Source organism: Caballeronia sp. NK8 (genome assembly GCF_018408855.1).
In the GTDB taxonomy this organism is placed as follows: Bacteria; Pseudomonadota; Gammaproteobacteria; order Burkholderiales; family Burkholderiaceae; genus Caballeronia.
The window spans coordinates 206,269-218,244 of record NZ_AP024323.1; the positions used below are offsets into that span (position 1 = coordinate 206,269).

Genomic DNA, 11,976 nt, shown 5'->3' on the forward strand with positions numbered 1-11,976 from the left:
GTTGCACGGCGTGAAGAGCCGTCGACGGGATTCTTCGCGCCGTTCGTGAAACGCCGAAGTGAGGTCAGAACAAGCCGCGGAAGGCCCAGAACAGCAAACCCGCGAGCGCGATCGATACCGGCAGCGTGAGGATCCACGCGAGCGCGAGGCTGCGCACGGTGCGCCATTGCAGGCCCGAGCCGTTCGCGGCCATCGTGCCCGCGACGCCCGATGACAACACGTGTGTCGTGCTGACCGGCAGGCCGTAGACATCGGCGGCGCCGATGGTCAGCATCGCGACGAGTTCCGCCGACGCGCCTTGTCCATACGTCAGATGCGACTTGCCGATGCGCTCGCCGACCGTCACGACGATGCGCTTCCAGCCGACCATCGTGCCGAGGCCGAGCGCCACCGCGACGGCGACTTTCACCCACGTCGGGATGAACTTGGTCGCGTGGTCGAGCTGCTTCTTGTAGTTGTCGAGCACGGCGGTGTCATCGGCGGAGAACGCGGGCGTCTTCTGCTTTTCCATGATGCGCAGCGCTTCGGACGCAATGTACATCTGGTTGCGCACGTTGCGGACGTTGTCTTGCGGCACGGCGGCGATCGTCTGGCTCGGGCGGATCTGCGCTTCGATCGAATCCACCACGCTCTTCAGCGATGCGATCGTGTCCGGCGCGAGCGTCTTCGTCTGCACGAACTTCTCGACCTGGCCGCGCGCGTCGGCGGCGGGCGCCGCGCCGTTGGTGTAGCGCTGCAGCACGTCGGATGCGCTGTGGCTCACCGCGACGAAGGTCTGCGTCTCGTTCGCCGTCACAGCCTTGTTCAGCGCGTAGGCGGTCGGCACGGTGCCGATCAGGATCAGCATGATGAGGCCCATGCCTTTCTGGCCGTCGTTGGAGCCGTGCGCGAACGACACGCCCGTGCAGGTGAGAATCAGCAGGCAGCGAATCCAGAACGGCGGCGGCGTGTTTTTCTTCGGCTCCTTGTAGAGCGCCGGCACGCGCACGACGAGCTTCAGCACATACAGCAGGAAACCGGCGGCGACGAAGCCGACGATCGGCGAGAACAGCAGCGATTTGCCCACCGACGCCGCCTGGCTCCAGTCGACGCCCGACGTGCCGTTGGTCCCGTGCAGCATCTGATTCATCAGGCCGACGCCGATCACCGAACCGATCAGCGTATGCGAACTCGAAGAAGGAAGACCGAGCGCCCAGGTGCCGAGATTCCAGATGATCGCCGCGATCAGCAGTGCGAACACCATCGCGAAGCCTTGCGAGCTGCCCACGCCGATGATCAGCTCGACCGGCAGCAGTTGCAGGATGCCGAACGCCACCGCGCCGCTCGACACCAGCACGCCGATGAAATTCCATGCGCCCGACCAGACGACAGCCAGGTTCGGCGTCAGCGAGTGCGTGTAAATTACGGTTGCGACGGCATTGGCCGTGTCATGAAAGCCGTTGACGAACTCGAAGCCCAGCGCGATCAGCAGCGCGATGGCAAGCATGATGTACGGAAACGCCGACGATTCGCGCACCGGCGCGAGGTCGTCGAGCAGATGCATGATGCAGTACACGGCGCCCGCGAAGATCGCGAGCAGGAACACCAGCAGCGCGATTCGCTGTCCGGGCGTGCGGCCGTTCTGGGAAGGGAAGGCAATCTGGTTCATGTCGCGTCCTTGGGGCCGGCCTTGCGCGAGGTCGTGTGAGGAGTTGAAAGGCAGACGAGCAGCGTTCAGAAGCACAAATGGCCATGTTTCCCGCGCCATGTGTCGATTTCATGACTTCGGAAAAACTGGCTTTTCGTATGACTTGATAGCGGCGCGAGACCGCTTCGGGAGTCTTCATGACGGTGTGGGTCGAAGTTGCGCTGCAATCGCATCGTTCCAGCTCAGGTTCCGTCGGCGCGCTTGCCGACGCGTTGCAGCGCATTGCCGCCTTCGCGGACGTGACGCCCGTGCGTGCGCGCTTCACGACACGGGAGATTCCGCTGAAGGTGCCGGGCTGGCGGCTGTCGATCGACACGCTGGACGGCGCGCGCACGCTGTGCGCCGTGCAGGAGGAAGGCACGCCGATTTCCGGCTTCACGCGTTATCGGACCTTCGCGCGGCCTGCGAGCGACGATCTGGCGGCATCGCTGAGGGAATTCGCCCAGGCCGACGATGCGTTGCGCGAACCGCTCGACGGGCCGCTGCCGGATACCGATCTGGAGCGTGAGATCGAGCGCATCGAATGGCGTATCGACGCGGGCGGCGCGGATGTCCTCGCCACGCTCGAAGCCTCCAGCAACGGGCCGCCGATTTTGCGGCTCGCGGCGGCGTCGGTGGGTGGCGCGTTCGATGCGGTGTTCCGGCTCGCGGGCGAGGTCATCGACGCAGCGTCGTTTTTCGTCGCGCCGGACGAAGCGCAGGAATCAGAGACGGCGCCCGTGCATGCGGCACGGCTCGATCTGCCGCGCACCGCGACGCGCCACGAGGCGTTCGTCGCGATCGCGGCGTCGGTGGCGCAACACTGGTTCGGCAACGCGGCTGCATCGCATGCAAGTCTCGGCGATGAGCATGTGCATCAGTTGCGTGTCGCGCAGCGGCGCCTGAAGACGCTGTTGAAACTCTTCAAAAGCTATGTCGACGATGCCTGGAATACGCGCATCGCGCCGGATCTCGAGTGGTTCGGCGATCTGCTCGCCAATGCGCGCGACTGGGACGTCTTTACCGATCAAACGCTGCCCGCCTACGCCGAAGCAGACGACAGCGCCGAGCGCTGGCAGACGCTCATCGCCGCCGCCGACATCAAGCGGCGCGTCGCGCGGGACGCGGTGCGCGACGCGCTCGCGTCGAAGCGTTACGCGCGTCTGACGCTCGCGTTCGTCGAATGGCTTGCGCGCTTCGCCTCGCAGGAAGACGCAGAGCCGGTACGGCTGGTCAGCTATGCCGCGAAGCGCATTCGCAAGGACTACCGGCGCATCGCGCGCGCGCCCGATCTCGCATCGCTGGAAGCGCGCGAGCGGCATCGCGTGCGTATTCACGCGAAGCGGCTGCGCTATGCGCTCGAATTCTTCCGCTCGGTCACGTCGCGGCGCACGCGCAAGCAAACGGCGCAGCGGCTCGGCGAATTGCAGACGGTGCTCGGCGAAGCGAACGATGCGGCCGTCGCCGCCGACCGGCTCGCGGCCATTCCCGAGGCCAGCGATTACCAGCGCGGCTTCGCGCGGGCGTGGGGCGCGGCGTCGGCGAGAAAGGACGCGCAGGAAGGCGAGCGGCTGCTTCGCTCGATGCATCGTCCGCGTGTGAGGCCGTCGATATAATGCGGTTCGCGTTTCATCGTTTCGGCACGTCCGCAGAGGCAACAGATGACCAAAACAGCACTGCCAAAGGTGCGCGACCCGCTGAAACTCGGTGGCTCCGTGTGGCTGAGCAGCGGCACGGAGACGCTCGGCGGCGCGGCACGCATCGCCCTTCTGGCTGCGATTCGCGATGCGGGATCGATCACCGGCGCGGCGAAGGCCGTCGGCATGAGCTACAAGGCCGCGTGGGATGCAGTCGATACCATGAACAACCTGGCCGGCGAACCGCTCGTGACGACCGCGGCGGGCGGCCGGGGCGGCGGCGGAACGACGCTGACGCCGGCGGCGCTGCGCCTCATCGACACGTACCGCGCGGTCGAGCGCGAGCATCGAAGATTTCTGGAAAGAGCGGGCGCGGCCATCGAAGGCTTCGCCCATGACTGGCAACTGATCGGGAGACTAGGAATGAAAACAAGCGCACGCAATCAACTGGCCGGCAAGGTGACGAAGGTCACGCGCGGTGCGGTGAACGATGAAATCGAACTCGGTTTGCCAGGCGGCCAGACGATCGTCGCGGTCGTCACGCATGAAAGCACTCAGTCGCTGGGGCTGAAGGAAGGCAGCGACGCGTTTGCGCTCATCAAGGCGTCGTGGGTCATGCTGATGGAAGACACGAACGCGAAACTTTCGGCACGCAATCAGTTGCGCGGCACGGTTGCCAGCGTAACGAAGGGCGCGGTGAACGCCGAAGTGACGCTTTCGCTCGACGGCGGCACCACCGTCACCGCGATCATCACGAATCAGAGCGCCGACTCGCTCGGCCTCGCGCAAGGTCAGAAGGCTGTGGCGGTGATCAAGGCATCGAGCGTGATCATCGGCGTGAACGACTGAGCGTCACGCCACGAAGGCGCGGGCCGCGTCAGGCGGCCGCGCGTTCCTTGGATGGAACTTCGGTGCGGCGCTCAGGGGCGCGATAGGTTTTCGCTTTCCAGCTCGCCCGCACGTAAGGGCGCTCGTGGCCCGACAGCCCGAGCGCGATTTCGGTGATCCAGTGCTGAGTCGGCACCGGCACGCCATGCAGGGCCACGACGACTGCCGCGAGACTCGCGGCGACGGGCGTCGGCGCAAGCTTGCCGGACTCGGCTCGCCACGCGATCCACACGAACGCCAGCGCGACCACCGCGCCGAGCGCGCAGCCCGCCACCACTTCCGACACCGAATGCGCGTCGAGCACGACGCGCGATACTCCGACCCACACGCCCAGCAGCAGGCCGATCGCGGCGCCGGCCGCGCGGATTGCGCTGCGCGCGGGCAACAGCGCGACGAAAATCGCGACCGGCATAACCGCCGTCGACATAAGCGCGTGTCCGCTGATGCCGGTGAAATCGAGATGACGCACGCCGATGCCCCAGCCGATGAACGCGATCTTGCTCAACGCGACCAGGCCGCTCGCCGCGCCGAGCAATGCGAGCCATGCAAGCGCATATTTCCAGCGATAGCCGAGTGCGAGCCATGCGGCGACGATGAGCGCCGCAGGACCCATGACGCCGACGCTGCCGAGCGCGGTGATGGAGATCCAGATGGAAGTGGGCAAATCTACGGTCATTAGTATTCTTGGATGCTTGGGAACGAATGATGCTCTTGCTGAACGGTTAGTGTGCGCCGCCGCAGATGAACACAAGTATAACGCTTGGGAAGATGCTGAATTATGCGACATTGCTTAAACCAAGCTGACCGTTACATCGCGTAACTTACGTTTAATTTTGCCTTTAGTGTTGAATTTCCGTTATTTCATCTCGATATGTGAGTAGCGGGCGCGCGCCGTTCAGCCATGTTTGGTGTTATTGTGCAATGCACAACTCGGCGCGATCTTTCGTCGCGCCCGTCGACTTGCATGTTTGTGGAGGACCCAGCCGAATGTCGAAAAGCCTTACCAAGCTCTGGTTGCGCGGCTTGAGACGCCTGGTCGCCGGCCAAGTGGAATCGTTTCGCGCACCGAAGCCCCGCCCGGCGGCCAAGCCCGCGCGCGCGAAGACCGTCAAGTCAAAGCTGAAGTCGGGCGCGGCCACCAAAGCGACCGCAACCGCCAAGGCGACTGGCGCGCCTCGCGCCGGTGCGCGCCCGGCCATGCGCGAGTCACGCGTGCGGCCACGCGCTTCCGCCTGGGCGCGCGGGAAATGGGCGCGCTCGTATCACTCAGCGCCGCCCACGGCCGGCCGCTTCGTGAATCACATGTCGTACGCGCTTTACCTTCCGCCGAAAGACAGTCTGGAGCCGATGCCGCTCGTCGTGATGCTGCACGGCTGCAAGCAGAACGCCGACGAGTTCGCGCAAGGTACGCGCATCAACCTGCTCGCGGACCGGTACGGCTTCGCGGTGCTCTATCCGGAGCAGTCGAAGCACGATCACGCGCATCGCTGTTGGCGCTGGTACGACGATTCGGGCGCGGGCGGCGGTGGCGAGGCCGCTTCGGTCGTGTCCCTCGTGGGCGCGATGGTCGAGCAACACAACCTGGATCCGGAGCGCGTATATGTCGCCGGCATGTCGGCGGGTGCGGGGCTCGCGGCGCTTCTGGCTGTGCGTTATCCGTATCTGTTTGCGGCCGTCGGCCTGCATTCGGGCGTGGTCTTCGGCGAGGCGCGCTCGGCCATCGGCGCAATGGACGTGATGCGCCGCGGCAGCCGCACCGATCCCGTCACGCTGATCGACGCGGCTGTCGATGTTCGCGAGTATCCGGGCATGCCGGCGATCATCGTGCATGGCGAACTGGACTCGGTCGTCACGTCGGCGAACGCCGGACAACTGGCGAAACAGTTTCTTCGGCTGAACGGCTTCGTCGATGCGGCGGGCAATCGCCGCGCGGGCGAAACACGGGAGGAAACGCAGTCGGACGGCGTCGTGACGGATTACGTCAAGAACGGCAGGCGTGTGGTGAAGACAGCGATCGTGCGCGGCCTCGGTCATTCATGGGCCGGCGGCGACGATACCGTGGCGTTCCACTCGTCAAAGGGTCCGGACTCGTCGGCGCTGATGTGGGAGTTTTTCAAGCACCAGCGGCGGCCCAGCGTGGCTGCGCGCGATGTGTACGTCGCCTGAGGGCGGGCGGACAGCGTTTCGAGTGTTGCAATTTAGTCTTTAGTATCAGCGTTCTAGCAAACAGGGCTGGTGTTGGATCAGGGATTACCCTATAATCAGTTTCATAGGTAGTTACCCCAGTATTCAAGCGAGGCCCACCATGTTCCTGCTCAGCCGTATTTTCCTGTTCCTGACCAAATCCGCCGACCAACGCGATCGCGAGCGCGACGACGCTTATCTCGCTGAAGCGACGGATATTTACGATCTCGAATATCGTATGAAGAAGCTGGACCAGCGCGTGACGGCGCGTCATCCGTCGTGGATGTCGAACTAAGTTTCTGCTTCAGCAGTTCGGAAAAGCCGGCCCCGTGGGCCGGCTTTTTTCGTTCTCGCTATCTCAGATGACCTTCACGCGCACGTCGACGTTGTTGCGCGTGGCGTTCGAGTAAGGACAGACCTTGTGCGCGGCATCCACCAATGCCTGCGCTTCTGCGGCATCGAGGCCCGGCAACGAAACGCGCAATTCGATGTCGAGCTTGAAACCGCCCGCATCGTTCGGGCCGACGCCCACGTCTGCCGTGACTGTCGTATCGGCCGGCACCGCGCGCTTTTGCTGGCCGCCGACGAACTTCATCGCCGACAGGAAGCAGGCCGAATAGCCCGCCGCGAAAAGCTGCTCAGGGTTCGTGCCCGGCGCGCCCGATCCGCCGAGTTCCTTCGGCGCGCTCAATTTCACGTTCAGTTGCTCGTCCGAAGACACTGCGCGGCCATCACGTCCGCCCGTGCTCGTCGCGGTTGCCTTGTACAGAATGCTCATCTTTTCTCTCCGTCGGTTTCGGTTGTCGGTTGGGTACTGCGTGAACCACGGACTAAATATATCGCGATAATAATTAGCGTGCAAATTAAAAATTACCAATCGATTCGTTGAGGATTCGCTATCGGGCGACGGTCACGCGTCGAGGTATTCGTTGAGCGAAGCGCGCAAGCGTACGAGGTCGTCGCGCAAGCGAAGCATGGCGTCGGCATCGGTGCCCGATGCGCAGTAGATTTCCGGCGGAATCGCCCGGGCGGCGCGTTTGAGATCGCGACCGACGTCAGTCAGCCGGATATGAACCTGCCGCTCGTCCTCGACTCCACGCACGCGCTCGACATATCCCTGCGCTTCGAGGCGTTTGAGCAGCGGCGTCATCGTCGCGGAATCCAGCGCGAGACGCGCGGCGATGTCCTTCACGGTCAGATCGTCGGCTTCCCAGAGCACGAGCATCGTCAGATATTGCGGATACGTCAGCCCGAGCTTCTCCAGAAGCGGCTTGTACGCCTTTGTCATCGCGAGCGATGTCGAATAGAGCGCGAAGCACAACTGCTGATCGAGTTCGAGCGGGAAGTCGGGCGAGGCGTCGGGCGAAGTCATGGAGGGCGCGGCAGAAAGGCCGGGGCGGCCGATGGCGCTAGTGTACGTGCAATGCTTCGCGCACGAAGGATCGCCGCGCGCGTTCGCCGCGCGCGGCGTTTCGGTCAGGCGTTCGGTGTGCCGGGCGCGTCGGGAATGTCCGGCGAATCGGGCGATTGCACGCCGAAGCAGCCGCGATAGGTCGCGTAGAACGAGCAATACAGCGCGGTCGTCACGATGATCGATGCTGGCATCAGCACCGCGAGCGCCATTTCCTGACCCGCGCCGAGCGCCTGCATCAGCGCGGTGAGGCCGAACGACACCGCGAGCGCGATGACGATCCACAGCACGCCGTAGTAAACGAACGCGCCACGGTTGCGCCAGCAAGAAACGAGGCTGAAGAACAGCGCCTTCGCGGGCGGCACGTCATGCCACGCGACGAGGATCGGCGCGAACCAGAACAGCATCGCGACAGGGAGATAGCACGCCATCGCGACGAGCACCGCGAGCGGACTGAAGCTCGCGGCGACCGTCTCTGGATCCCCGGTCGGGGCGTCGCCCATCATGAGGCTGAGCAGCGTGCCGCCGTCGACGAGCGCGGATGCCGCGAAAATCGCGGCCATCGCAACGATATACAGCGCGCCCAGCGCGAGCAGCCGGCGCGCGACGATGCCGCCGTACGAGCGGAAGCCGTCGACGAGAACCGTCGGCCAGACCGGCTTGCCCGCGATCGTGTTGCGGCACGCCGCCATGAAGCCGACCGCGACGCCCGGAATGAACAGGAGCGGCAGAATCGGGCCGATGAGCGGCACGCGCGAGATCAGCGTCATCACGAACAGATAGGCGAAGAACACCGTGAGAAACGCAAACGGGTTGCGGCGGAACAGCCAGATGCCCTGACGGAACCACACGTAGCCGGTCTTGGCGGGAACTTCGATCAGTCGCATGTCGCAGGGTTATCGGTTGAGGGGGGAAGCGGCTTTGACGCGTTCGCGCAGAATGCGTTCGAAATGGCCGGGATCGTGCGCCTTCAGCATCTGTGCTTCGCGCGGGCGATAAAAGTCGAACAGGCGCGAGACCCAGAAACGCATCGCGCCTGCGCGCAGCATGTCGTTCCAGTGACGCTCCTCGGCGGGCGTGAACGGACGCACCGTCTGATAGGCGCGCAGCATCGCATCGACGCGCGCCGGGTCGAGCGCGCCCGTCGCGAGATCGATGCACCAGTCGTTCACGGTCACGGCGACGTCGAAGAGCCATGTGTCGACGCCCGCGAAGTAGAAGTCGAAGAAGCCGCCCAGACGCGCGTGCTCGCGGCCGGGCGCGAACAGCACGTTATCGCGAAACAGATCGCAGTGGCACGGGCCGTCCGGCAGCGACGCGTAGTCCGCCGAGCCGAAGAACGCCGTCTGATGCGCGAGTTCGCTCTCGAACAACGCGCGTTGCTCCGGGCTCAGAAATCCGACGATCGACGGCGCCTTCTCCTGCCACCACGAAAGGCTGCGCAGATTCGGCTGATGCTGCGAGAAGTCGCGACCTGCGAGATGCATGCGCGCGAGCATCTGCCCGACTTCGATGCAGTGCGCGGGCGTGGGCGCAAGCTCGGGCGCGCCTTCGAGCTTCGTCACGATGCTCGCGGGCTTGCCGTGCAGCAGGCCGAACAGCGAGCCGTCGCGGCGCGGCATCGGATCGGGCACCGGCACGCGATGCGATGCCAGATGACGCATCAGATCGAGATAGAACGGCAGTTGCGTCGCCGTGAGATTCTCGAAGATCGTCAGGACGAACTCGCCGTGCGTCGTCGTGAGAAAGAAGTTGCTGTTCTCGATGCCCGACTGGATGCCACGAAATTCGACGACATCGCCGAGATCGTAGTCTTGCAGCCAGTCGCCGAGTTCGGCGTTGGTGACGGGAGTGAAGACAGCCATGCAGGAAAACGTCGGTCAGGTTGGACGGCCAGGAGCGGGCCTGTGAACGATGGCGCCGGGCAGGAAGCCACAGTGCCGCGACCCGCTTGGAAGGAGCGGGTCCGAAGCAATCTTACGGGATCGGCGATCAGTAACGCAGGTTGACCGAGGGCAAGCGCGTGCTTGCCTTGCCGTTGTCGCGCACTTGCGGCGATGTATCGGCGGGCGAACTCATCTGATAGCGCGTGCCGAGATTCGAACGCACGTCGATTTCGACGGGCTTGCCTTTGTCGCGGAATTCGGTGATTTCGGTGCCATTGGTGCTCAGTTCGTGATAGCTCGGCACGCGCGGCGGCGAAATCTCGACTTTCGAGCTGACATTGGCGGGCGGACGGTTGATGGCTTTCAGGTCCGGAAGGCCCGCGGCTTCTTCCGGCGACATTTTCTGCGCCGCGGGTTGCGGTGCTGCGTTGGCGGCTGGCTGCGCCGGTTGCGCAAATGCGCCGAGGCTTGCTGCGGCGAGGACTGCCGCGGCGGCGGCGCAAAGGTGCGGCTTCATGATGGTTCTCCAGGCGATGGCCGGATTCTAACAAAACGGTTGCTGACGCAGTGGCTCACTCGGGTCGAACGCCTTATTTTGCGCTGCTTTCGCGAAATTTGACTGCACCTGCCAAAAAGGTGTTGCACGGTGTGATCGCACGCACTCACACGAAGAGGGACTTCATGGTTCGCGCATTCTTCCGTGTTAATGTCGATTCACCACGAGGGCATTGAAGAAAGACACAAGATCATGACAAACGACCGGACTCAAAGCACACAGGGCACACCCGCCAACGACTTCCCGACCGAATCCTTCGAGGACCCGGCTGCCGCCGTCACGCGCCTCTCGGCGATCTATGAAGCGAATACCGCATTTCTGCGCGATGCCTTCGCGCGTTATCGCCGCAACGAGCAGTTCACGCATCGCGTGCGCGCTTGTTATCCGTTCGTGCGCGTGCGCTCGGAGCTCAACACGCAGATCGACTCGCGGCGTTCGTATGGCTTCGTGGCGGGCCCGGGCATCTATGAAACGACGCTCACGCGTCCCGATCTCTTCGGCGATTATTATCGCGAGCAATTGCGACTGCTTACGAAGAACCATCACGTGGGTCTCGAAGTAGGCGTGTCCGCGCAGCCCATTCCGATTCACTTTGCGTTTGCCGAGGGCATCCATCTCGAAGGCGATCTCGATCGCGACCGCCTGCTCGCGATGCGCAACATCTTCGATACGCCGGACCTCGCGCTGCTCGACGACCGCATCGTCAACGGCACGTACGAGCCGGGTCCGGGCGAGCCGCATCCGCTCGCGCTGTTCACGGCGGCGCGCGTCGATTTCTCGCTGCATCGGCTGAGGCACTACACGGCCACGTCGCCGACGCATTTTCAGAACTACGTCCTGTACACGAACTACCAGTTCTATATCGATGAATTCGTGAAGCTCGGCCGCACGATGATGTCGCGCGCCGACGACGAGGAAACGCGCGCGTATCGCAGCGAGTATTCGTCGTTCGTCGAACCGGGCGATGTCGTCACGTACAACGCGAACCTCGGCGAGCAGCCGGAGGAAGGCGCGCCGATCGCGCGCCTGCCGCAGATGCCTGCGTATCACCTGAAGCGCGCGGACGGCAGCGGCATCACGATGGTGAACATCGGCGTGGGGCCGTCGAACGCGAAGACGATCACGGATCACATCGCGGTGCTGCGGCCGCATGCGTGGATCATGCTCGGGCACTGCGCGGGTCTGCGCAATACGCAGCGTCTGGGCGACTACGTGCTCGCTCACGGTTATGTGCGTGAAGATCACGTACTCGATGACGATCTGCCGCTGTGGGTGCCCGTCCCCGCGCTCGCGGAAGTCCAGGTCGCGCTCGAGCGCGCGGTTGCGCAGGTGACGCAACTGGAAGGCGTCGAACTCAAGCGCGTGATGCGTACGGGCACGGTCGCGAGCGTCGATAACCGCAACTGGGAATTAAGGGATCATCGCGAGCCGGTGCGCCGGCTGTCGCAGAGCCGCGCGGTGGCGCTGGATATGGAAAGCGCGACGATCGCGGCGAATGGGTTCCGCTTTCGCGTGCCGTACGGGACGCTGCTGTGCGTGTCGGACAAGCCGCTGCATGGCGAACTCAAGCTGCCCGGCATGGCGGATCAGTTCTATCGCGCGCAGGTGGATCAGCACTTGCAGATAGGCGTGAAGGCGATGGAGTTGCTGAGGATGAACGGCTTGTCGAAGCTGCATTCGCGGAAGTTGCGAAGCTTCGCGGAGGTGGCGTTTCAGTGATCCGCAGATCCTGAAGCGAAGCGAGCGGA

The 11,976-nt window shown here is 64.0% G+C and carries 12 protein-coding genes; 5 read left to right on the forward strand and 7 right to left on the reverse strand.

The genetic code is table 11. From position 1 onward, the window contains the following. Window positions 1-64: 64 nt before the first annotated feature. A complete protein-coding gene (locus tag NK8_RS15535; RefSeq protein ID WP_213229805.1) occupies window positions 65-1,648 on the reverse strand; it encodes an inorganic phosphate transporter in 1,584 nt (527 codons plus the stop codon). A gap of 176 nt (window positions 1,649-1,824) precedes the next feature. Between NK8_RS15535 and NK8_RS15540 the strand changes: the two genes are divergently transcribed. Next, window positions 1,825-3,282 (forward strand): CHAD domain-containing protein, encoded by a 1,458-nt coding sequence (locus NK8_RS15540; protein WP_213229807.1) that lies wholly within the window; start codon window positions 1,825-1,827, stop codon window positions 3,280-3,282. Between the two features lie 45 nt (window positions 3,283-3,327). Next, window positions 3,328-4,152, forward strand: a complete 825-nt coding sequence (locus NK8_RS15545; RefSeq protein ID WP_213229809.1) for a TOBE domain-containing protein — start codon at window positions 3,328-3,330, stop codon at window positions 4,150-4,152. A 28-nt stretch (window positions 4,153-4,180) separates the two neighbouring features. Here NK8_RS15545 and NK8_RS15550 read toward each other — a convergent pair whose 3' ends face one another. Next, window positions 4,181-4,867, reverse strand: a complete 687-nt coding sequence (locus tag NK8_RS15550) for a phosphatase PAP2 family protein (protein WP_213229811.1) — start codon at window positions 4,865-4,867, stop codon at window positions 4,181-4,183. 311 nt (window positions 4,868-5,178) lie between these two features. On the opposite strand from NK8_RS15550, the gene NK8_RS15555 reads away from it, so the two are divergent. Both NK8_RS15555 and NK8_RS15560 read left to right on the forward strand, forming a co-directional pair. Further along, a complete protein-coding gene (locus NK8_RS15555) occupies window positions 5,179-6,357 on the forward strand; it encodes a PHB depolymerase family esterase (RefSeq protein ID WP_213229813.1) in 1,179 nt (392 codons plus the stop codon). 139 nt (window positions 6,358-6,496) lie between these two features. Beyond that, the gene (locus NK8_RS15560; RefSeq protein ID WP_087131518.1) at window positions 6,497-6,670 is read left to right on the forward strand and encodes a DUF3563 family protein; all 174 of its coding nucleotides are present in this window, start codon (window positions 6,497-6,499) and stop codon (window positions 6,668-6,670) included. 63 nt (window positions 6,671-6,733) lie between these two features. Here the strand turns inward: NK8_RS15560 and NK8_RS15565 are convergent, their stop codons facing one another. The 5 genes from NK8_RS15565 to NK8_RS15585 all read right to left on the reverse strand — a co-directional run bounded on the left by NK8_RS15565 (window position 6,734) and on the right by NK8_RS15585 (window position 10,189). Further along, window positions 6,734-7,153, reverse strand: a complete 420-nt coding sequence (locus NK8_RS15565; RefSeq protein WP_162067039.1) for an organic hydroperoxide resistance protein — start codon at window positions 7,151-7,153, stop codon at window positions 6,734-6,736. 132 nt (window positions 7,154-7,285) lie between these two features. Beyond that, window positions 7,286-7,747, reverse strand: coding sequence for a MarR family winged helix-turn-helix transcriptional regulator (locus NK8_RS15570; protein ID WP_213229815.1), 462 nt, complete (start codon window positions 7,745-7,747; stop codon window positions 7,286-7,288). A 104-nt stretch (window positions 7,748-7,851) separates the two neighbouring features. After that, the gene (locus tag NK8_RS15575; protein WP_213229817.1) at window positions 7,852-8,673 is read right to left on the reverse strand and encodes a BPSS1780 family membrane protein; all 822 of its coding nucleotides are present in this window, start codon (window positions 8,671-8,673) and stop codon (window positions 7,852-7,854) included. A 9-nt stretch (window positions 8,674-8,682) separates the two neighbouring features. After that, entirely contained in the window at window positions 8,683-9,651 is a 969-nt protein-coding gene (locus NK8_RS15580) for a homoserine kinase (RefSeq protein ID WP_213229819.1), read from the reverse strand. 127 nt (window positions 9,652-9,778) lie between these two features. Beyond that, a complete protein-coding gene (locus tag NK8_RS15585; protein WP_061176837.1) occupies window positions 9,779-10,189 on the reverse strand; it encodes a hypothetical protein in 411 nt (136 codons plus the stop codon). A gap of 231 nt (window positions 10,190-10,420) precedes the next feature. On the opposite strand from NK8_RS15585, the gene NK8_RS15590 reads away from it, so the two are divergent. Beyond that, window positions 10,421-11,947 carry an AMP nucleosidase gene (locus NK8_RS15590; RefSeq protein WP_061176898.1) on the forward strand — a complete coding sequence of 509 codons (1,527 nt, stop codon included), beginning with the start codon at window positions 10,421-10,423 and terminating at the stop codon, window positions 11,945-11,947. The last annotated feature ends 29 nt before the right edge of the window (window positions 11,948-11,976 follow it).